Annotated in this window: 19 protein-coding genes; 9 read left to right on the top strand and 10 right to left on the bottom strand. The window is 49.9% G+C overall.

Annotated features, from left to right (window positions below; all coding sequences use genetic code 11):
* The first annotated feature begins 6 nt into the window (after window positions 1-6).
* On the top strand, window positions 7-3,159 hold the full coding sequence (locus F454_RS0100230) for a UvrD-helicase domain-containing protein (RefSeq protein WP_018968605.1): 3,153 nt from the start codon (window positions 7-9) through the stop codon (window positions 3,157-3,159).
* Window positions 3,160-3,237: 78 nt separating this feature from the next.
* Here the strand turns inward: F454_RS0100230 and uvrB are convergent, their stop codons facing one another.
* Complete coding sequence (gene uvrB, locus F454_RS13610; protein ID WP_018968604.1) at window positions 3,238-5,394, bottom strand: excinuclease ABC subunit UvrB; 2,157 nt, start codon at window positions 5,392-5,394, stop codon at window positions 3,238-3,240.
* A 117-nt stretch (window positions 5,395-5,511) separates the two neighbouring features.
* Here uvrB and F454_RS0100220 point away from each other — a divergent pair, with 117 nt between their 5' ends.
* The gene (locus F454_RS0100220) at window positions 5,512-6,828 is read left to right on the top strand and encodes an alpha/beta hydrolase (RefSeq protein WP_018968603.1); all 1,317 of its coding nucleotides are present in this window, start codon (window positions 5,512-5,514) and stop codon (window positions 6,826-6,828) included.
* A 1-nt stretch (window position 6,829) separates the two neighbouring features.
* Here the strand turns inward: F454_RS0100220 and chrA are convergent, their stop codons facing one another.
* Window positions 6,830-7,990 carry a chromate efflux transporter gene (gene chrA, locus F454_RS0100215; protein WP_018968602.1) on the bottom strand — a complete coding sequence of 387 codons (1,161 nt, stop codon included), beginning with the start codon at window positions 7,988-7,990 and terminating at the stop codon, window positions 6,830-6,832.
* A gap of 43 nt (window positions 7,991-8,033) precedes the next feature.
* Here chrA and nadD point away from each other — a divergent pair, with 43 nt between their 5' ends.
* Window positions 8,034-8,648, top strand: a complete 615-nt coding sequence (nadD, locus tag F454_RS0100210) for a nicotinate (nicotinamide) nucleotide adenylyltransferase (protein ID WP_018968601.1) — start codon at window positions 8,034-8,036, stop codon at window positions 8,646-8,648.
* A gap of 13 nt (window positions 8,649-8,661) precedes the next feature.
* Window positions 8,662-9,492 (top strand): tetratricopeptide repeat protein, encoded by an 831-nt coding sequence (locus tag F454_RS0100205; protein WP_018968600.1) that lies wholly within the window; start codon window positions 8,662-8,664, stop codon window positions 9,490-9,492.
* A gap of 72 nt (window positions 9,493-9,564) precedes the next feature.
* Here the strand turns inward: F454_RS0100205 and dinB are convergent, their stop codons facing one another.
* The gene (gene dinB, locus F454_RS0100200) at window positions 9,565-10,620 is read right to left on the bottom strand and encodes a DNA polymerase IV (RefSeq protein WP_026292602.1); all 1,056 of its coding nucleotides are present in this window, start codon (window positions 10,618-10,620) and stop codon (window positions 9,565-9,567) included.
* Between the two features lie 46 nt (window positions 10,621-10,666).
* Between dinB and F454_RS0100195 the strand changes: the two genes are divergently transcribed.
* From F454_RS0100195 to F454_RS0100185, 3 genes are read left to right on the top strand one after another with little or no spacing between them, the layout of a single operon-like run.
* Window positions 10,667-11,299, top strand: a complete 633-nt coding sequence (locus tag F454_RS0100195; RefSeq protein WP_018968598.1) for a peptidylprolyl isomerase — start codon at window positions 10,667-10,669, stop codon at window positions 11,297-11,299.
* 53 nt (window positions 11,300-11,352) lie between these two features.
* Window positions 11,353-12,063 carry a glycerol-3-phosphate 1-O-acyltransferase PlsY gene (gene plsY / locus F454_RS0100190; RefSeq protein WP_018968597.1) on the top strand — a complete coding sequence of 237 codons (711 nt, stop codon included), beginning with the start codon at window positions 11,353-11,355 and terminating at the stop codon, window positions 12,061-12,063.
* Window positions 12,063-13,073 (top strand): NAD(P)H-dependent glycerol-3-phosphate dehydrogenase, encoded by a 1,011-nt coding sequence (locus F454_RS0100185; RefSeq protein WP_018968596.1) that lies wholly within the window; start codon window positions 12,063-12,065, stop codon window positions 13,071-13,073. The genes plsY and F454_RS0100185 overlap by 1 nt, the downstream gene beginning before the upstream one ends.
* Window positions 13,074-13,154: 81 nt before the next feature.
* On the opposite strand, the gene trhO is transcribed toward F454_RS0100185, so the two are convergent.
* Window positions 13,155-14,063 carry an oxygen-dependent tRNA uridine(34) hydroxylase TrhO gene (gene trhO, locus F454_RS0100180; RefSeq protein ID WP_018968595.1) on the bottom strand — a complete coding sequence of 303 codons (909 nt, stop codon included), beginning with the start codon at window positions 14,061-14,063 and terminating at the stop codon, window positions 13,155-13,157.
* 193 nt (window positions 14,064-14,256) lie between these two features.
* Between trhO and F454_RS0100175 the strand changes: the two genes are divergently transcribed.
* Both F454_RS0100175 and F454_RS0100170 read left to right on the top strand, forming a co-directional pair.
* Window positions 14,257-14,484 carry a hypothetical protein gene (locus tag F454_RS0100175; protein WP_018968594.1) on the top strand — a complete coding sequence of 76 codons (228 nt, stop codon included), beginning with the start codon at window positions 14,257-14,259 and terminating at the stop codon, window positions 14,482-14,484.
* A 30-nt stretch (window positions 14,485-14,514) separates the two neighbouring features.
* Window positions 14,515-14,781, top strand: coding sequence for a TlpA family protein disulfide reductase (locus F454_RS0100170; RefSeq protein WP_169334278.1), 267 nt, complete (start codon window positions 14,515-14,517; stop codon window positions 14,779-14,781).
* A gap of 275 nt (window positions 14,782-15,056) precedes the next feature.
* Here F454_RS0100170 and F454_RS13605 read toward each other — a convergent pair whose 3' ends face one another.
* From F454_RS13605 to F454_RS0100140, 6 genes are all read right to left on the bottom strand, one after another.
* Window positions 15,057-15,965: a metal ABC transporter substrate-binding protein gene (locus F454_RS13605; protein WP_169334277.1), complete on the bottom strand. Its 909-nt coding sequence runs from the start codon at window positions 15,963-15,965 to the stop codon at window positions 15,057-15,059.
* A 4-nt stretch (window positions 15,966-15,969) separates the two neighbouring features.
* Window positions 15,970-17,148 carry an ABC transporter permease gene (locus tag F454_RS13600; protein ID WP_018968591.1) on the bottom strand — a complete coding sequence of 393 codons (1,179 nt, stop codon included), beginning with the start codon at window positions 17,146-17,148 and terminating at the stop codon, window positions 15,970-15,972.
* A 4-nt stretch (window positions 17,149-17,152) separates the two neighbouring features.
* Complete coding sequence (locus tag F454_RS0100155) at window positions 17,153-17,812, bottom strand: ABC transporter ATP-binding protein (RefSeq protein ID WP_018968590.1); 660 nt, start codon at window positions 17,810-17,812, stop codon at window positions 17,153-17,155.
* A complete protein-coding gene (locus F454_RS0100150) occupies window positions 17,813-19,852 on the bottom strand; it encodes a hypothetical protein (protein WP_018968589.1) in 2,040 nt (679 codons plus the stop codon).
* Window positions 19,845-20,612, bottom strand: a complete 768-nt coding sequence (locus F454_RS0100145; protein ID WP_156817049.1) for a peptidyl-prolyl cis-trans isomerase — start codon at window positions 20,610-20,612, stop codon at window positions 19,845-19,847. Before F454_RS0100145 ends, F454_RS0100150 begins: the two co-directional genes overlap by 8 nt.
* 234 nt (window positions 20,613-20,846) lie before the next feature.
* Window positions 20,847-22,109 carry an agmatinase family protein gene (locus tag F454_RS0100140; RefSeq protein WP_018968587.1) on the bottom strand — a complete coding sequence of 421 codons (1,263 nt, stop codon included), beginning with the start codon at window positions 22,107-22,109 and terminating at the stop codon, window positions 20,847-20,849.
* Window positions 22,110-22,216: the final 107 nt, after the last annotated feature.

Below are 22,216 nucleotides of genomic sequence, written 5' to 3'. Positions count from 1 at the left end.
ATCACCATGTTTTCAAGTCTCATCATCGAAGCTTCTGCTGGCTCAGGTAAAACCTACCAGCTTTCCAACAGATTCATCGCTTTGCTTGCGCTAGGCGAAGCACCAGAAGACCTCATCGCACTTACCTTCACACGAAAAGCTGCTGGAGAATTCACGCGCCGTATCCTTAATCGTCTAGCAGTTGGCGCTAGCAGCCCAGAGGAAGCTGCAAGTTTAGCGGAGGAGTTACTACCCACACTCCAAGGTGAAGCAGCCAGCAAGATGCCAGCGATCACCACACAAGCTCACCTTCCCAAGCTTGATATGACTGCATTCCGTGAGCTTCTAGCGAAGCTCATCCAAGCGCTCGATCGACTTCAACTGAGTACCCTTGATAGCTTTTTCACGCGTCTCGTCCAATGCTTCGGCCCTGAACTTGGTTTGCCAGGATTTGAAATGCTCGATGAAGAAGCCTATGATCTAGCACGCGAGGACACCCTCTTTGAAGTGCTCAATGGAAGTGGTTTACGAGCCCGTCAGCGCAGCCATTTCCTGAGTGCCTTTGCTGTGGCCAATTACGGCAATGAGGAGTCACGCGTGCGGGACTCAATCATCCAATTTATCCAAGAACACCACGAGCGCTACCTCCAAAATGGACGCTTCGAAGCGTGGGGCAATGGACCTGCACTCTGGCATGATTTCGAAGATTGGCCAACACACACACCTGAGGCTTTTACTGCGCTCGCTCAAGTGATCTCAGAAGAGTCCGAAGCTGACTTCGGCCACAAAAGCATGAACAAGGCTCTTCGCAATATTGCCCATGCAAGTACCCAATACTCACCTGGCACTCCATTACCAAAGGAACTAGCAGGAAACCTAAGCAAGTGGACCGATGGTGCCCAACCTGGCCAAATCATCACTGTCAATTACTACAAAAAAGATCGCGAATTCTCCCTCCGCCTTAGCAATGCCTTGCTCGATCTACGCGACTTAATCCGCATTGCCGAGATAGAAGTCTTTTTGAAGCGAACTCAAGGGATCTGGGCTGTCGTTAGTGCTTTCGAAGCACAGTATAACAAGCAATGCCGCTCTCAAGGGCGTGTCAGCTTCACTGATCTCACTTTACTACTGCAACAACATGCCGTGCTAGCACGCCAAACTGGCTTCAATGAGCTCGCATACCGACTCGATTCGAAATTCAAACACTGGCTACTCGACGAATTTCAAGATACTAGCCGACGCCAATGGGACGTCATCGAACCAGTCATTGATGAGGCCGCTAGTGACGTCGAGGGTGAACGTAGCCTCTTTCTGGTGGGCGACACCAAGCAATCTATCTATGGGTGGCGCGGAGGTGAGCCCAGGCTTTTCAATGAGCTCAGAACCAAACAAGATTGGCTTAGGCTCCACAACTGGACGATGTCGCAGTCATGGCGCTCTAGTAGCACGGTGTTAGATTTTGTTAATTTGATCGGAGATCCTGAAGGAGTAGGCATCAAACAAATGCCCAACGCGATGCGCCAACGTTGGAATTTTGAGCAACACCGTGCGGCGCGCCAAGTGCAAGGCGAGGTACGTATTCTTCAATTCCAAGAAAGGCGTGGCGAGGATCTCCCTGCGCGAAAGTCCGCCTTCATCTCAGAGATGAAGCGCCTCAATCCGATAGCTCGGGGCCTCAGCTGTGCCGTACTTGTCTCATCCAACAAACAAGTTCAAGAATACACTGGGCTACTTCGCGAGCATACCGATCTGGCGGTTGAGGCCGAAGCCGCAGTTGGCATCGCCACCGACTCCCCCATGGGCTTAGCCATACTAGATTGGTTCAGATACTTAGTCTCTCCTGGTGACCAGTTCGCGCGACGTCATATCGAATGTTCTCCACTATCAGAATCTATCAATCTGTTTGGTGAGCACCCGTCGGCCCAATGGACGCAAGCATGCTCAGAAATTAGTAGTGAAGGAGTGACCACACACCTTCAGAAACTCATGGGGCAGCTGCCTGAAACATTTCACCTCGGTGACTTCCAAGAGCATCGATTAGAATCTATCTTTCATTGTGCGCGTGGCTTCGATGAACGTGGCGGTTCACTCGAAGAGTGGTTGCGTGTGATAGAAAACAAACAACAACGTGAAGCATCTGCGGAAGGTGCGATCCAAATCATGACAGTCCACAAGTCCAAGGGGCTCGAATTTGATATGGTCTTCTTGCCAGAGCTTGGGGCATCCAATTATGACGACATGCGTAGAATGGGAATTCTCACTGAGGAGGACACAGAGCATCAACCGTCACATTTCATGCTCACACCAAGTAAAGGAGTCATCATGAGTGATGCAGTCCTGAGCAAGCAATATCAGGATTGGGTGGCGGACAATTGCTTTGAACGCGCTTGTAACCTCTACGTGTCACTTACCCGAGCCGCCCGTGCTCTATACATCTTCCTTCCTCCTCCAAGTTCCACAAAAAACCCGCTCAATGATGCGGAATGGATCCGCAACACCGTTGGTGACATCGAAGCGGAAGATGCACACTTCGAGAATGAAGTTGTTGGCCAAGAAATCTACCACCGAGGGACGCCACACTGGCTAGAAGCATTCCCACCCAAATCTACTCAGCTAGAGCTGGTGACACATAAAATCCAACTACCCTCGGCCACACCTAGGCAAGGGCGCCGCACAGCCTCTAGCGAGAAGAGCCAGTTCTTTGTCAAACGGAAGTCTCGCGCCAGCCGAGGAGGCAAAGAATTCGGCAATGAAGTCCACGCGCTTTTCGAAGGAATTGCTGAGCTCAAGCAGCACCCGACACTACCAAATAACGAAGCTGGTAGAGCAGTTGCTGCCTGCCTCAAGCTCCCCGAGTCGGCTCAGTGGTTTGACTCACAAAACCATATCGAAACACTGAGAGAACAAGCAGTAGAAGCAATCGACGCTAATGGGGTCTGGTTCTCCGGGATCATCGACCGTGTCCGCATCCATCGAGACCTAAACGGTAAGGTCACCCAAGTGCAAATCCTCGACTATAAAACTGACTCGGTCGACTCAGCTGCCCATCTCACCGAACGCTACCATAGCCAGCTCACTAGCTACGCAACGGCAATCGCCGAGATCTACCAGATCCCAACAAGCCAAGTCTCCTGTCACATCCTCTCCACCAAGCTCAAGCAATATATTCCAGTTTGCTGACCCCTCATGAGGCTCTGTAGGGTGATGCATGCCGTCACTCACTGATGCATGATCACGGGTGGAGCTGGCATGCTTAGGCTAATCAATTTCTCGGTAATCGACCTGAGTCTTTTTGGCTTCTCCCCCCTTGAGTTGTTCTTCTAACTGGGCAATTTGATCGCGGAGGTGCGCAGCTTTCTCAAACTCTAATTTCCCTGCTGCTTCACGCATTTCATCTTGGAGCTCAGCAATCACGGCTCTGATGTTGTAGCCAGTTCCTGGCTCCGCAACCTTTGAGCCCGAATCTGCGACCTCAGAAGCATTGTATTGCTGCAGGCTCTGCTGTACCGATCGCACCACGGACTTGGGTTCGATACCATGGGCTTCATTATGCGCGATCTGTAGCGTTCTTCTGTACTCAGTGATATCGATCAATTGCTGGATCGAATCCGTGACCTTGTCACAGAAAAGCACGCATTCACCATTCACGTGTCGAGCCGCACGCCCGGCAGTCTGTACCAAACTTGTTTCATTGCGCAGAAACCCTTCCTTATCCGCATCCAAGATACAAACAAGAGAGACTTCTGGTAAATCAAGGCCTTCACGGAGCAGGTTAATTCCGATAAGAATATCAAATTCCGCAGCCCGTAGCGCACGCAAGATTTCAACACGTTCAATCGCATCGATATCCGCATGCAGGTAGCGGGCTTTCAAGCCTACTTTCTCGAGATAGTCAGCGAGATCTTCTGCTGTTTTCTTAGTCAAGGTTGTGACAAGTACGCGTTCATGCTTTTTCACTCGTTCATGACAGAGCTCAATCGTTTTGTCGATTTGCCCTTCCAACGGTTGAAGGCTGAGTACTGGATCAAGCAAGCCTGTAGGTCGTATGATCTGTTCGGTTATGAGCGTGGCACCTCGTTTCTCAACATCAAACTCCTCCACCGTCTGAGTGGATGGACTCGGCGAGATCTGCTTGCGCAATTGCTTGATTGCCATGTTGGCAGACATTTCACCTTTCACCCAAGGGATGTACGCATTATTTTCCGGCCGAGAATTGAGCATTTCAAATGGCCCTGGAGTCGCCGACACATAGACTCGCTGGTTCGTCATTTGCATGAATTCTTCAAAGCGAAGTGGCCGGTTGTCCAATGCACTCGGGAGGCGGAACCCATGGTTCACCAACATGGTCTTACGACTTTTATCACCCTCAAACATCCCCCCAACCTGAGGCACCGTGGCGTGACTTTCATCGACTAACAACAGGTAATCTTTCGGAAAGAAATCCAGCAAGGTGTATGGCCTGGCTCCAGGGTCACGACCGGTGATGTGTCGTGAATAGTTTTCAATCCCCTGACAGAAGCCCATTTCTTGCATCATCTCGATATCATATTCGGTACGCATACGTATCCTCTGAGCTTCGATTAACTTTCCTTCTTTCTCAAAGGCATCCACAGTCTGCTTCATTTCCTTGCGAATCGCCTTGATCGCCTCCTTCATCTTCGGGGCCGATGAAACGAATTGCTTGGCTGGAAAGAATAAGTAAGTTGGCATATCGTCGCCACGCTTCTTTCCTGAGTTCGAAGAAATTTCACTAATACGGTCGATTTCATCACCAAAGAACTCAACCCGAATTGCAGTATCTTCGAGGTAGGCGGGGCGCACTTCAACCACATCACCACGAACCCGAAAATGCCCGCGCTGGAATGCAATGTCATTGCGTTCAAATAACAACTCTACCAAGCGTTGGAGAAATTCATCGCGGCCAATCTCTTGGCCGACCTGAATAGGCAACATCATCTCCTTATAATCGTCAGGCGAGCCCAAGCCATAGATACAACTCACCGAGGCGATGACAATAACGTCTTCACGTGTGATCAAACTGCCCATCGTACTCAATCGGTGGCGTTCGATTTCTTCATTCACTGCGGAGTCCTTCTCGATATAGGTATCTGAGGCCGGGATGTATGCTTCAGGTTGATAATAGTCGAAGTAACTTACGAAGTATTCGACGGCATTGTTAGGAAAGAAGGCTTTAAATTCTGAATACAGCTGTGCCGCGAGCGTTTTGTTGTGGCTCATGATCAAGGTCGGCTTTTTCACCTCCTTGATAATATTGGCCATGGTGAAGGTTTTACCCGAGCCGGTGACGCCGAGGATCGATTGGTGTGCATTGCCAGCACGAATCGACTTCACTATCTTGGCTATCGCCTGCCCTTGGTCACCTTGAGGAGAAAAATCGCTCGCTAAGTCAAACATCGCATTCAGGCTAATCCCAGATCCACGATCAAGCAACCACAAGCTATGCCTGCGACAGTCTAGAGCACAAATAACATCGACATTCCCCTAGGATAAAACCTATGAATTGATTGTTCTATGAAACGTGGCCTGTACCAACTAGCATCTTCCATCTTAATTGTTCTTCTGTCTGCTTGTGGCAGCAATGCCCCTCTTGTCTTTGATCTGATGCCAGCTCCAGCAGCTTTTACTGAGACAGGCATCAAAAGCGCAGATGAAAGCGATCACGTCAAAAAAGCCTCCGCTTATCAGATTTTCTATGCCACCGACCGGATGTCAGCAAAGCCTGATGATAGTAAACATTTCTTCTATACCAACGAAAGGGGCACCAACGTACGCATCGGGCGAGCTTCCGTCATGGCCGGAAAAGACGACCTCACATGGAGTGAAGTTCGCAACGTTTCTCTGCTGAAGTCACGCTCAGAGAAGTTCCCTATCAAGGTGAAAGCTGCCGACGAATACGGCGTTCTATCCTCCAGCATCAACCGCTACACCCAGATTGAAGATCATGAGCGAGCCGGCGCCGATAAAGCAACACGTCGCTATATCAATGAGATCAACGAGCACCTTAAGAACTCAGACAACGATACGATCAACATCTTTGTGCATGGCTACAAGGTGACCTTCGAGAATCCGGTGCTCACAACCGCAGAAATGTGGCATTTCCTCGCCTACGAAGGCGTCTTTATTGCCTACTCCTGGCCTTCCACTCCAAAGGCTCTCGCCTATGTTTCGGATACCGAAACGGCTCTCGTTTCCTCGCGCAACCTGCGCGACCTCATCCGCTTCTTAGCATCCTCCACCAATACCAAACGCATCAACATCATCGGCTATAGCGCTGGAAGCCGACTCGTCTCACGTACCCTAGGAGACCTTGCCATACAAGAACACGGCAAGACGCGTGAAGAAATCCAGCAAAAGCTCAAACTGGGCACCGTGGCTATCATTGCAGGTGACGTGGATCGCCGACTCATGGGGGGCTACCTGCTCGATGGCGCCGATCGCTTGATGAAGCAACTCGTGATCTACCAAAGTGACTCAGACAAAGCACTATCACTATCTAACTGGCTAACCAGCCGGAACCGGCTTGGCCAAGCATTTGACCTCAATGACCTCAATAAAGTGGGAGTTCAATACCTGCTAGATAACCCGCAGATTGTTATTGTGGATGTTAGTAACGCCGAAGCGGCACGAGCTGGCAACGGCCATGGTTACCTTCGTAAAAGCCCTTGGGTCACTAGTGACCTGCTCATAGCCTTGATGGAAAATGCCGCACCACAAAAGCGCGGCCTAGTGAGAAAGCAAGCTGGTGTTCCTCTCTGGACTTTCCCAAGCGATTACACCCAACGCCTCAAGTCGTTCCTCAAAGAGACTCGTCCCTCATTATTCGAATAAATTAGAGTACGATCAAACCAATCAGAGCCGAACTCAGCACGATTGCCCAGGTAGGTATCTTTTTGCTCCACAAGGCACTTCCTACTAGAGCGACAAAGAGTAGATCCACCACCGACTGCACCACTCCCGATGTCCCGAGGTGTAGTAAAGCAGCAGCCAACAAGCCAACTACCGCAGCATTGGCTCCCTGCACAGCAACCTTGGCCTTGGGCATTTGCTTGAGCCAGTTCCACATTGGCAATCCAATCACCAACAAAATCATACCTGGGCTAAAAATTGCTAGCGTCCCTAGCAGCCCACCAACGATAGCATTGCCGCCGATTTGGCATACTGCTCCTAAGTAAGATCCTAGCGTAAACATAGGTCCGGGTACCGCTTGAGCCATACCGTAGCCAGCGAGGAAGACTTCTTGATTCATCTGCCCCTGCCCGACAAATGACTGTTCTAACAAAGGCAGCACCACGTGACCACCACCAAACACCATGGACCCAGCTCGAAGCAGACCCGCCGATGCTGGATCCACAATTCCCTGCGACTGCAACAAAGGTAAGCTTGCTACTGCCACGACAAATGCTGCCGCCCCCACAAAGCTAGCTACCGGCAGAGGCGTCTTTTCGGCCGGCTCAGACGGCGTACTAGAGCGCAGGAGCATGAGCCCCATCAATGCTCCTATCAAAATAACCAGTGGCTGTGCCCAGGCATGCCCCACGACGAACAACACCGTCAAACTCACCAGCGCGATCAAGAGATGGACTCGCGTGCCACATAGTTTCTTAGCCATGTCATACACTGCCAAAGCCACGATCGCCACCGCTGCCAGCTTCAATCCATCAATCCAGCCTGAGCCAACACGATCGTTGATCGAGCTCAATCCCATCACCAAAGCAATCATCAACACGGCAGATGGTAAGGTGAAGCCCAGCCAGGAAGCAACACCACCTAGGCACCCTCCACGCCGATACCCAATCAAGGCCCCTAATTGGCTGCTTGCTGGACCCGGGATAAATTGGCACAGAGCCAGCATCTCTGCGTATTCCTCTTCATCCAGCCACTGAAGCTGCTCGACATAGGTGCGATGGAAGTAGCCAAGGTGAGCCACAGGTCCACCAAATGAACTCAGCCCCAACTTCAAAGACTCGGAAAAACATTGTATAAATTGCATTAGCCCTTCAGATATTTATCATTGAAGCTCAATATGTCGAAGTATGCAGTCCAAGCAACCTAAATTGTGTCTCTATGGTGGCACATTTGATCCGATCCACTTAGGCCATACCTTCGTCGCTCAAAAAATCGTCCAAAGCATGGGGATCGACCGCATGATTTTTCTCCCCTGTCGCCAGTCACCCCACAAAGAACGGGCTACACAATTCAGCGACGCCCAGCGTCTCGCGATGTGCCAAGCTGCCACTCAACAGCTCCCTTGGGCTGAGGTAAGCGACTTCGACCTCACCGCCCCATCTCCATCGTATTCTTGGCGCACAGCCGAACATTTCAGTAATGCCTACCCAGAACACCAACTATTTTGGCTCATGGGAACGGACCAATGGCAGTCGTTCGATCGCTGGGCAAGGGCCGATTACATCCAGTCCTTATTACACATCATCGTCTACAACCGTGACTCTAGAGAACAGAAAAGTACCTCTTCTCAATCTTTTCAAGTTGATGGAATCGTACACCAGGCCTCTGCGACACAAATCCGTATGGCACTCACAAAAAATGAGAGCAGTCCATGGATTCACCCATCAGTACTCCCATTGATCAAAAAATTTGCTACTTCATCGCACTCCCCTCTTGATAAATCAAATGAACTAAGGTCATAGTAACCCAACTAACATGATGAATCGTTTACCATTATTTTCTGCCATTGCCCTCACTGGCCTCTGCTCATTGGTTTCTGCTCAAGAAACTACTGAAATCACCCCAAAGGCTACCGAGGCAACCGCTCCAAATATCAACCCGGCATATCAGGAAGCTATCGACGCCTTCAGTAACCTTCCTGAAAAAACTCGCTTCGAGTTCATGAAAAAGCGCAAGGAAGCGAACATCTTGTTTCAGAACAAGCGCATCATCGAAGCCCTTGAACAGACGCGACTACTCCAAGAAATTTTCCCATCTGATCCAGTAGCGATTAACCTCCGTGGCGCGTGCTACGTAGAAATTCGCGACTTCGATCGCGCGCGTGAAATGTTCCACCAATCGATGGCAATCACCGGCCCAACCATCAATGTCATCTTCAACCTCGGCGAAGTCGCATTCGTTTCCTCCGAGTGGCAAGAATCATTGAATAAATTTAGCCAAGCCCTCGAGCTTGCTCCCGAGAATGCCATTGGCATGCGTCGCTTGATTGAGTTCAAGATCCTCCTCTCACATATCGGCCTATCGAATGACCAATCACTCGACGAAGCCACCCGTGAAACTCACAAACAAACCGCTCTCGAAATCTCAAACAGGTACGATTATCGCGACGATTCACCATTCACCTACTACGCCAAAGCTGCAATCCAGTACTCCAAGGGCGATACATCAGGCGGTCTCAAAGAACGCCTCAAAGCACTACGCGTCTACTCAGCATCACCCCAAGCAATTTCATCATGGGAAGATACGCTCACCGAATTTGGCTACGTGAAGAGCTACTACGGTAATCGAGATGCACCAGGCGAATAAGTCAGTCCTACGCATCTAAAACAGTTCTCATCCGGTCATCCTTGGCCGGATTTTTTTTGCCCTGTCATGTGGCTAAAACATTTCTAATTGCCTAACCTCCTCTTCGTCCGCCAGCTTGACCCCGACTCCCAGTAGGCGCACACCTTTCGCCCCTGCACGCGCGAAACCCTCTTCCAACAGAACATCGAGCAAATGAGAATCGATAGTGCTCGCAGCGCGCTCCACCGTCGTTTGGGTGAAATCAGCAAACTTCAATTTCACCACCAAAGATTTGATATTTCGCTCAGTATAACGCTGCCGATACACCACCTCTACTTCCTCCGCGAGTCGCCGCAATTCCGGTAGCAGGGCCAGAGCATCCGTGGCATCAGAGCTAAATGTCGTTTCCTTACTGATCGACTTTCGGCTGCTGCGTTCGCGCACTGGCCGTTCATCAATCCCACGGCAGAGCTGGTAGAGGTCGAGTCCCCATTTGCCGTAGCGCTTTGCCATCGTCACCTTATCAACCTTTTGTAAATCGCCGCAGCACTTGACTCCTTGCTGGGAAAACTTCTGCTGCATTTTTTCCCCCACTCCCCAGAGATCCTTCACCGGCAGATCGCGCATGAATGCATCCACTTCTACAGGCGTCACCGTGTACTGACCATTTGGCTTATTTCGATCACTCGCCACTTTAGCAATCAACTTGTTTGGACCAATGCCAGCCGAAGCAGTCAACCGCGTCTCCTCGTAGATCTGATGACGGATCTCACGTGCAATTGAATTCGGATCAGATTCCCAATGGCTCACATCAAGATAGGCTTCATCCAGTGAAAGTGGCTCAATCAGGTCGGTGAAACGACCAAAAATTGCCCGTACTTGAGCCGAGACAGATTGGTAAACCTCCATCCGCAAGGGGACCAAAATGATTTGCGGACACTTCTGCAGCGCCATAAAGCCAGGCATCGCAGAATGCACCCCATAGGCTCGCGCTTCATAACTAGCTGTACAGAGCACGCCACGACGGCTCCCGCCCCCCACGCCGATCGGCTTGTCACGCCATTCTGGATGGTCGCGCTGCTCCACTGCAGCATAGAAGCAATCCATATCAATATGGATAATCTTCCGGCTATCTAACCAATCGTTCATTCTGTTTTCTTGCAGCTCTGCGACTACTAGGCTAAGGCTATTGGCGATGAAACGCTTCACATTTATCTTACTCGCCCTCGGCGCCTCTCTTGGCGCTCTCTCAGCGGAACCAAAAAACACAGCCCCTGTCAAAGATATCCGCATTGTCATGGTCACTGACCAAGGTGAAATCCACGCAACTCTCTATGCATCCAAGACCCCCATCACCGTGGCAAACTTCCTCAACCTCGCCAAGCGTGGCTACTACAATGGCAACCACTTCCACCGAGTGATTCCAAATTTCATGGCCCAAGGCGGAGACCCCACCGAGACGGGTAGGGGTGGCCCAGGCTATCGCTTCGACGATGAAATCGTGTCTAGCCTAAAACACAACAACCCAGGCACCTTCTCTATGGCCAATGCTGGACCAGGAACCAATGGCTCACAATTCTTCATCACCCACCGCCCCACCGCACACCTCGATGGTCGTCACACGGTCTTCGGCAATGTCACCAAAGGTCTCGTGGTTGTGAAAAAGCTGACAGGCAAGCTCTCTGGCCGTGGCTGGAAAACTGACGGCAAAGGAAGTGAGATTCTGGAGATCAAGGTACTTGACGACACCGCACCTCTCTTCAAAGCACAAGCTGCCCGCATCGCAGAGTGGGATAAAGTACTTGATCAACGCGCGCCGCGCAAATAAGGCAAAGCAGCTCCCCCCATGCTCCTGCGTCAACCGCACCCTTGCCTCAAACCATGAACATCTGGATCCCAGCACTCTTCGCCTTTTTATTAGGCTCCATCCCCTTTGGCCTGCTCATAGCCAAGTCACAAGGAATCAACATCCGTGAGCATGGTTCAGGCAACATCGGAGCGACCAACGTGCTGCGGATCGTCGGCAAGCCATTCGGAATCTCATGCTTTGTACTGGATTTCTTCAAGGGATTTATCCCAAGTGCGGTGGGACTTAGCCTGATCAGCTACGTCGGACACCAGCACGGCATCAGCTGGGGATTCCTCGAACCCTATGCCACAGAATTTCCAGCTGAACAGCGAAGCACCGCACAATCGTTTCAACTCATGGTCGGCCTCTTGGCTATTCTCGGTCACAACTACTCCCCTTGGGTCGGTTTCAAGGGAGGGAAAGGTATCGCAACATCTGCCGGTGTATTCTGTGCCTTCGCTCCAGCCTTGATTCCAGTCCTAGTCGTCGTTTGGTTGCTATTCTTCTTGATCACCCGCTATGTTTCAGTGGCCAGTATAGCAGCTTCGATTGCACTGCCAGTCGCTGTGATCTATGGCTCATGGTACCATGGTAAAATTGCAAACGGCACCTGGAACCAACCCTTATTCTACTTTTCCATCTTCATTGGGCTCATGGCAGTGTACAAACACCGCTCCAATATCAAAAACCTGATGAATGGCACTGAACACAAATTTACTCCTAAAAAGAAACAACCTAAGTAATGCAATTTGATCCATCACAATCAGCAGTCGTTCTGGGCTGCGGATCCTGGGGCACAGCCCTCGGCATCACGCTCGCCGAATACTTCCACACGGTCACCTTAGTTGGTCGTGACGACGATCAAGTAGCTGAGATCAATGCTTTCCACACCAACGCAAACTTCCTCCCTCGGATCACGCTACCCACAAACATCCAAGCAACAACAGACTACGCCGTCACAAAAGACGCATCCTTGATCCTCTTTGTCGTGCCTACTTCTGCCACTCGAGCCGCGGCTACTGAGCTAGCTAAAGTTGGAATCCCATCCACCATCCCACTGATCTCCTGCTCCAAGGGCATCGAACGTGGATCCGGCAGCCGAATGAGTGAAATCATTGCCGAACTATTGCCCCAAAACCCAGTAGCAGTCCATTCTGGTCCTACCCACGCTGAGGAAGTATCCACCAAAATGGCCACCTGCGCGGTCGTTGGCACCCCCGATGAACAGCTCGCAGAAGAGCTACAAAAAGTCTTTACCACTCCCTTCTTCCGCACCTACACCAGTGATGATGTCGCTGGCATCGAGCTTGGTGGCGCACTCAAAAATGTCTTCGCCATTGCTGCCGGAGTCATCTCAGGCATTGGCCTAGGAGACAATGCAATCGCCGCCATGGTCACGCGTGGCCTTGCAGAAATGACCCGACTTGGCGTCGCTCTAGGAGGTAGGCCTGAAACATTCGCTGGCCTCTCTGGTGTCGGCGATCTCATGGTAACCTGCTATTCCTCACACTCGCGCAACAACCGAGTGGGTAAAGCAATCGGCAGCGGGGAAACCTTAGAAGAAGTGACCACCCGCCTTGGCATGGTAGCAGAAGGAGTCCCCAATACTCTCTCCATTTACGAGGCGGCAAAGGCGCACAACATCGACACACCCATCATCGATGCCGTCTACCATATCCTCTACGAAAATAAATCAGCTGAGGAAGCTTTAGTAGAATTGCTCACGCGCGATCTCAAACCTGAGATGGAATAAAAGGCTCTATCCCGCTCCAAATCTAAACATGCCAAGTGATCGAATCACTTGGCATTCTTGTCTTTTACCAATGAATTGAACTTACTGAAGCACGCCTTCATACTCCTTGGTGAACACATCGCGGCATGCATCACAACAGCATCGCTTGGATTCAGCCTCGCATGCTTCACAGCAAAAGTGCTGTGCATTACACATCTTATTCGCGCAGTTCACATACCGTTCCGTCTCAATGTCGCAATGCACACAACGTGCAACAACATTCGGATTCACCTGATTCACTGGCACACCAATGCGCTGATCAAAAACATAACACTGACCATCAAAATCTTCCCCCTTCACCTCTGGGTCTTTACCGTACTTTACAATTCCCCCATGAAGCTGACTCACATCTTCGAAACCTTCCTTCACCAAAAAGCCGCTGAATTTTTCACAACGAATCCCACCGGTGCAGTAAGTTAGAATCTTCTTTCCATCAAATTTTTCATAATTGTCTCTGATCCACTGCGGAAGATCACGGAAGGCTGGCACGGGCGGACGGATCGCACCCTTGAAGTGGCCTAGGTCCCATTCGTAGTCGTTACGCGCATCAATAATCACCGCGTCCGGATCACGGATCGCCTCACGCCATGCCTTTGGGTCGAGATACTTCCCAGTGCATTCATTCGGAGAAAAATCTTCCTCACCCAATCCAAGAGTCACAATTTCATCGCGTGCCTTGACCGACATTTTAGGAAAGACATGACCTTGCTCTGGATCAATCTTGAACTCGATATCCTGAGTCATTGGATCAGCATACATGGCTTCCATGTATTGCTTACAATTCTCAACAGTCCCGGAAACCGTGCCATTAATCCCCTCAGAACCGACAATGATGCGGCCGCGAAGTTCCAGCTCATCGCACAATGCCTTGTGCGCATCACGGTACTCTTGTGGACTCTCAATGTCCGTGTAAAGATAGTAGAGTAGTACTTGATAAGGTGCCTCTTGCATAGGCCTGCGGTAACCAATGATTTCCCATTATTCAATGCAAAACCACCATGATTAGACTGGAAAAATGATACCTGAAATACAGTGCAGATGTCGGCTAGCCCATCAAGATTTGACACTCCTCATTCGATTACCTGATAAAATAAGCAAAATAAATTGGGATTAACTTAGCACCCAAGTTACTCTCATCAATGTTATGAAGATAAAACTCGCATGGATCACAGGCCTCAGCGCCTTTGTCATGGCGGCATGCTTAACCCCAGTGCAGGCTCAAGATGATACTAAGGCTAGCGATGTCGCTAGCACAGGTATCGCAAAGCAAATTGGTGGGAAAGTCATGTCCCTCCAAGACGGAACCTACAAGCCGACAACCATCAATTCCGAAGTCACTCATTTTGTCGTGTATTACGGCGCAAGTTGGTGACCACCATGCCGCAGCTCTGCTCCACAGTTGGTGGACACATATAAGAAAAAAATCGCAACTAACGATAAAGTTGAACTCATCATGGTGAGCTATGACAACTCAATAGACGACGCAGCCTCATGGGCAAAAAAAGAATCGATGCCCTGGCCGACACTCCTCACCTCCAGTAAGGAAAACACCCGATTGGTCAAGGAACCAATCCACGGAGTACCAAGCTACCGCCTCTATTCTAACGATGGTAAACTCATCGCAGAAGGGAAAAAGGATGTCTTTAGCGAACTAAAAAACATCAAATAATACACATCCTATTGATGCTCATCAATCAGCCTCACGCGCTCCGTGCCTGTGGGGCTTTTTCGTGCCCACAGGCTCGAACCATCCAAGCACAAAAAAAGCGACCCGCTTGAGAGTGACCTGGAAAAACCCAAAAACCAGTAACCACATTCAACCGGGCCGCCTATAATTGTCGCGACAAGCGCAGTAAACACCCACAATAGCCACACGTCAACCCATTAATCAAAAAATAAGCAAAATTCATATACTAACAAGGTGATCGGGCATTCCAAGATGCATCATTGATCCATGGTGACTTCTTGAAGGTTTTTGAGATTCTCCCCCATCACCGAAAAAAAATCTCCACGCATTGGGCGATTCCCGCAGGGCCGATAAACACAACTTTGGATTCCCATTTTTTCTAAGCTTGAGACGACTTCGGGCAATGGTTCCCCTTCCCACAGCATCACTTGGGCTGGGTGATGCTGGAGTAGCTCCTCCAGCTCAGTCCACATCTCTGGTGTTGGGAGGACATCTGGCTCCCAATGCACACTTTCTAGCTGCAATTGATAGCGGCGAGCTAGGTACTGAAACACTGGATGTGAGCCCACAAACAAAGTGCCTTTTAATCGCTCAAACACTTCTTCCTGCGTGGCATCAAACTCGGAAAGAGATTGGTTCAACTCTTTCACATTCGAATCAAAGGCTGCTTGTTGCTCCGGCCATCGCAGCACCACTGCTTCATGAATTGCAGTCACTTGAAGCTTAGCCAGCTGTGGGTCTAACCAAGTAGTGATCGCAATTTTACTGTGTGAATGGTCGTCTCCTTCACCGTGGCTATGAGCCGAAGTATGTTCTTCAATCAAGCGGTCTCGATAATTGCTGTCGGTGCTTAGCAACTTTGGGCGTGGTAGGCTGGCGTTCTTCACCCACTTCGCATAGCTAGCTCCATTCAATAGAATGAGGCTTGATTGCTGGACCTTAGCGATGTCCTGACCACTTGGCTGCCAAAATGCCGGATCACCATCTATGCTAGGGAAGTAAACATCCACCGAATCACCAACAATCTCTTGAGTAAAGAAGGCCAAAGGATAGTTCACCACACTGATGCTGGGCTCGTCTGATGACTCAGTCGTTAACTCCTTGGTGCAATGGCTAAAAAATAGCGTAAATGCAGCGAACAACAATGACTTATAGAAGTTACTCATGATTTCAGAGGATAAGAGATTGAATGATTTGAGGGCCATAGACAGCCACTATGACGGAGAGGAGAATAGCTAGAATACTTCCTAGTATCAAAATACTGCCAATTTCTAGGCTAAGCAATATTGCCACTTTACCAGATTCAGCGCCAATCAGCTTCATCGTCAACATCTCGCGTTGTCGTAGTTGAGCCGACAGAAGAAACACCAAAACCATCGTCATGCAGGCCGAAATGCCTGCGACCCCAAGACCGATTAAGACAAAAACTTGAACGGACGCAATGGTCTCCAATAAATCCTCCATCACTTCACTTGCTTGCACGATTTGCACCAGGCCATCCTTCTCTAGATAGCGGCCACGCAACAATGTAGCCGACTTCGCATTCGTTGGAATGGCAATCACTGAGGAAATTGGGAAATCCGCCACACTCCCATGAAAGTGAAATGAATGTATATTCTTCTGCGTGATCTCGTTGTAGGTCTTCACTGAAGCATTCGCGACAATCTTCCCTTCTTCCTTCTTTAAGATTGATGATGCCGCTTCAGAACTCTCCATGTCCATGTGCCCGTGCGCCAATCCCTGAATCACCCATGTCGTTTTTAAATCCGTGAAAATAGCACGGTCATCGGCATTTCCACTAGATTCTAAAATACCAACCACCTTCATTTTTAAGGGATAGACACCTGCAAGATCAAACACGCTTTCAGGACTAGATATCACCTTATCTCCCACGCTCAGGTCTAACTCATCTGCTACTGCACTCCCGATCACACATTCTCCTATCGTCGCAAATTGCCTCCCCTCAGCAAAGCGTGAAGTTCGAAATGAAAAGTAATCAATACTAGTCCCTACAATAGCAAAGCCAGCAGACTGGAAACGAATGTACATTGGGATCGCATCCGCTAGGCCACTCTCAACTACTCTTTCGCTTTCTGAATAGGCAATAGGTTCTGGAGACTCCTCGCTAAAGTACAAGGCATTCAGGGTTAATTCCAGTGAGCTCCCTTTTGCACCTACCAACAAAGGCGTTTGCTCAGCCCGTTGCCTCAGAGCCTCTCCACCCTGCTCCACGACCAACTTTAACCCAGTAGGTAAAAAAACAATCATTGCCACAGAAAGGATCAATATCAATGACTTGATCCGGTGGTGGAGCAAATACTGCCAAGCTAAATATAACGAATCACGCATCTCCTCAACCTTGCTTCAATTCCAGAAAATCAATGCAGTCGTCGAACCGCTCCAACAAGTGTCGCTCGTGTGTCACACTGATCAAGCCTGCACCACTCTCGTGCACGTAATCAAAGACAACATCTAACACTTTATCAGTATTCTCTGTGTCTAAATTGCCTGTAGGTTCGTCTGCCAAAATCATTTTGGGCTCCGTCAACAAGGCCCTGCAAATAGCCACACGTTGCCTCTCACCCTGCGAGAGTTGGCGTACGGGACGTTTCATCTTGCTCCCCATCCCTACACGCTCCAACAGCAAGGCTGCTCGTTCCTTGACCTCATGAGTCAAGCTCAAGGCACTACTGATACGGTATGGCAATAAAACATTATCCAAGACATTCAGGTAGTCTAGTAGCTCAAATTCTTGAAAAATGAGACCGATATTCTTCAATCTGAAATCCCTACGTTCGGTCTGCTGCATTTGATGCACCTCTTCTCCTAGGGTTCTCACTGTCCCACGACTCGGTAGCTTAATCCCGGAAATCAGATGCAATAGAGTCGTCTTACCACAACCACTCGGCCCGACGATCGCACTTGCTTTGCCAGCTGCTATCGATAAAGCATCGAGCTTCAGTCGATACTCCCCAGTGGGGTACTGAAATTCTAATTGTTCGATCTCCACCATCTAATAAACCCTTTCTTCTTCGTGAACTTCCACATCAGAAATTTTCCATGTATTCTCATCCACTACCAATACAAGTGTCGCACGATACGCATTCTGTCTGTAGTGCGTGTGCCCAAAGTGATTGACTGATCCACGCACCTTCCATTGCGCAGTGACTGCTACGCCATCTTCGCTGCGCAGCACATTGCCGACTTCACCCATTTCGATTGCTTCCACACGCGCTCTCGCACCGCCACGTTTTTCTAACTCCAGAGCCTTGCGTTGATCGAGATAAATCTCTCTCAGCTGCTCCCCCTCGACACTCTTGGCCAATTGATCATAAATCATTCCCTCGCGACGGAAATCAAAGGACCGATAGACATTCTCTAATAGGGATTCGACTACCTCTTCCGCCTCAGCCGCATCCAAGGGACTCACCCATGGGTTCTGAACACGCACGATGGGAAAGCTCAAAATCCCGATTCCCACCAGCGCGAGACTCAAGTTTGGCTTGCGTAGAAATACAGCAAAGAGGCAGAGCAAACTCAACGGCGCCCACTCGGGCATACTAGACTCCGTGACTCGCACCTGCGTTTGCTTGATCGCATTCCCCGTATCTTTCCACAGCACCTCTAGATTTTCTGAGCCCAGCGTATACCCTTGCGTGGTAGACGGAGTCATCACCGAGCACGGCACCGCAGTCCCTTCGAATGGAAGCTTGCTCCACTGCAAGCCAAGCTCCTCCACTGGCGCATCGACCAGATAAGAAAAACTCACTCCAACAATCGCAGTTTCAAGATTCTCTACCACTGCTTTTGTACGCGCATAGGCACCGGCTGCCCCGAGCGTTAAAAAGTCTGTCTGCTCGCCGTTCGCTTGCACCAACTTACCATTGATTGAAAACTGCTGGAGAGATCCCACATAGCTCTGAACTTTTTGTTTAAAATTCTCTAACTCGGCGACTCCAATGAAACGAGGATCTGCCAATTCTAGCCCTAACTCCTGCTGCATCGACTTGGCTGAGCACATCACCTCGACACGTATTTCGTAAGGCTCCACGTTGATAAAGCACATCACTGGCTCATTAAGGCGTCGAGGTGCGGCTGCTTTCGCACTAGGGCTCACCCGCTGCGCGATCTCCACTGTCGCTTTGTCTTTCTCAGATATGGGTGGATGCAGATACCCCCACAACATTCCAGCAAAGACACCTGCACCTAGCGCGAGCTCGATCCAGCGTTTTTGCTTCTGCATCGCCCTTCCTATCAGCCCACCAAGCACAGTCAGCGACAAGGCACTGAGACAAGCACCTAGAGAGTACAGATGGCTTTCCCCAACAGGTTGCAGGAATCCACTCAGAAAAGCTGCGATCGCCACAATCCCCGCCACTCGCTTCCCGTCACAACGGAGAACAAATAACGCCGCCAAACCAGTCAATACCACCAGGCTCACCTGATTCAAGGCATGGTCGACAAAATCGCCCAACACTAAAAAAGCCAACACGCCACTACAAAAAGCCAACAAGCGTGCGCGCCAAGCCAGCCCCACCATCCCAAAACCAATCGCCAACCACGCCAGAGAAAAAGCCCAAGTCGTCCATCCCCCTTGTAACCCTTGTAGTACATCACCCCATGCCGAGCTAGGCGACCCATCCATCTTCAGATCGGCCATCACCACGGGAATGCCCACTAGGTCATTCAAAAACATCGCACTCGTTTCCGTGCCATTCTGATCCGTAAAATAAACCAGTGCCCCAGTGCGTCCCCATGGCAGCAAAAGCACATCCTCAGCATCTAACATGCGGTCACCACTGAATGAATAGGAGACATGTAACATCGCCCCACGTTTGGAATACTCAGCTCCCCCCCCTTCAAACCCATCTGGGAAAATCGGCTCTGAGAGCACACTCTGCAATTGCGGAGCCACGTCCACCTCCACAGAATATCGCTGCTCGCTAAGCTCAAAGATACGCGCAGTGATCAAGCCCGCATCATCAGCAGAAACGACAGCTGAAAGTAGAAAGAAATGCAACGCACACAGCGCCTTCAAGACCACCCTACGCATCGCTCTCTGGAACTTCGATTTCGTATTTATCCCGCAGCGCCTTCAAAGCGGCATCCTGTTGCTGCTCGATTTGCTCAAACAACCATGACTCTTTAAGATAAGGCTCGACTTCTTCATAGCTCAGCTGACGCGCCTCGTTCTTGTTGATCACGCGCACATAATGCGTCCCCACACGTGAACGCACAGGCCCGAACCACTCGCCGACAGCTTGGGACTCCATCGCCTCCGCCATCTCTCCACCAAAATACATCGCCACCCGCTCGCGCCCTTGCCCACGAAAGAGGTGACCATAAGAATACACCTCGCCCAGCTTGATTGGTTCATCAGCCACCTCTAACTCACCTATAAACACTTTGGGGTCTTGAGGGACTTTTTCTGAAACATGAGAAAAGTACACCTGCTCATAATCATAAGACGGCTCACTTAGGAACTCGGCTTTCTTTTGCTGATAAAACTCCTGAAGTTGCGTCACCGTCGGATCCGCAACACTTGGTGTCAGCGCCGAGCGCATCAAGGTCAACAACCGCTTCCTCACGCGCGGGTCGGTCTTATCATAGCCTACTGCATAGGCTTCGCGCAGCATGACTTCCTCATCGATAATGTTCTCAATTGTCTGAGCTCGGTTTTCCTCCGTACTCTTCTTACCAGAAAGCTCCTCGTCGCGCTTCAAGTACGCCTGCACCACCTCCGCCCGCACCTCGATCCGCTGCTTTTCATCAATATCCCTAGAACTGATGTACGCAAATCCTAGATAAATCATACTACCTAACAGCACGTAGTATAGCACAGGCTCTTTCAAAAATCTCATCATCTAACTTGCAAAAAACTAGCGGATCCCCTCTTCGATTCAACTTAATTCCCTTTAATAGAGAACCACGATATCAGAGCTACCACAGCCCTTAAATAGCACTAATTATTTCTAACAAACCAGAATAAAGCCCGTGCAGCATTCCACTGCACGGGCTTTTTGGTTTAGATAAATATCTCTATTTCCCTATGGCTTACCACTCACACGTGGGTTGATGTAGTTCGGGTCCATGCCCTTCTTCTTCATCGAAATACCAGTCAGGAACTGGAGCATCACACGGCGACAAAGGCGCGCTGTCTGCTGCCCTTTGTTATCGTAGAATGGGTTAAACTCAACCAAGTCGAGTCCAACAATACTCTTTGTAGCAGCAAACTTGCGCAAGTGCGGGAACAACTCGTTAGGTGTCATGCCTGTTGGCTCACTGGAGCCCGTTCCTGGGGCATAAGACATATCAAACACATCAATATCAAATGAAACATAAACCAGTTCAACATCTTTGAAGTCTTTGTAAATTTGCTCAAAAATAGCATCCACGCCGTCGCGACGAATCTCGTGGAGGTGATACACTTTGCCGCCTTCTTCTAGGATTTCATCATAGAGGTCTTCACCAAAGGCTGGGCTCCCCATACCAAACTGCACCACGTGCTTACCGTCTAGCAAACCTTCATCGACAGCCATATTCATGTAGCTACCAGAGTGATAGAATGCGCCAAACTTACCCGTGCCACGATCGAGGTGCACATCAAAGTGAAGGAAGCCCACCTTCTTCTTGCCGTAGACATCGACAATACCACGATAGGTTGCATTTGGAATAGAGTGATCACCGCCAATAGCAAAAGGGATTGCACCAGTCGATGCGATTTCTCGTGTGACACGACGAATCTCCTCAAGCGTATGAGCTTGGTTATAGGGATTAATCCCGACATCACCATAATCGACAGCTGTAAGATTTTCAAATGGGTTGAGCAATGTTTCATACTCAATCCAACTGAGCGGGAATTTAGGGTCACCATAGGCACCCCAGTCACGCGTGTAGCGGATCTCAGCGGGAGCCCACATGTTACCAGCAGAGTGCGGTAGTGCTGCAGTCGCTGCGCCAAAAATAGCAACATCAACCTCGCCAGCTACCAGATCTTTCTTCTCTAACGCAACAGGAAGTTGGAAAAAGGTCTTAATCCCCACTGGCTCTAACTGGACATCATAGCGCTGAATATCAATCGGCCCAGCTTTACGCTCTGGGTTTCGCTTGGGATCACGTTCGTCACGCCAGACGTTCGTCGCCTTATTTTGCTCAATCTTCATCCGGGTCGGATCTTTAAGATCAACATGAGGCATTGGAACTAGCTCTTCCTTCGGAGCCTTCTCCACGATTTCTTTATGGATCTGCGCTGCAGCAGGCAAGGCTGCAGCCAGAGCAAATCCAGCACTAAGTATTTTGGATGTGTTCATTAGGGATAGTAATCTAAGATAGAACACAACACTACCTCACCTAACAATTTGCGTATATACACATCCTATCATTTTAGCCTATTATCCCCCCATAAAAGTTCCTCTCC

The sequence above is a fragment of the Rubritalea marina DSM 17716 genome (assembly GCF_000378105.1).
Lineage (GTDB): Bacteria > Verrucomicrobiota > Verrucomicrobiia > Verrucomicrobiales > Akkermansiaceae > Rubritalea > Rubritalea marina.
The sequence above is the reverse complement of the archived record's forward strand: the minus strand, read 5'-3'. Positions and strand labels throughout refer to the sequence as shown.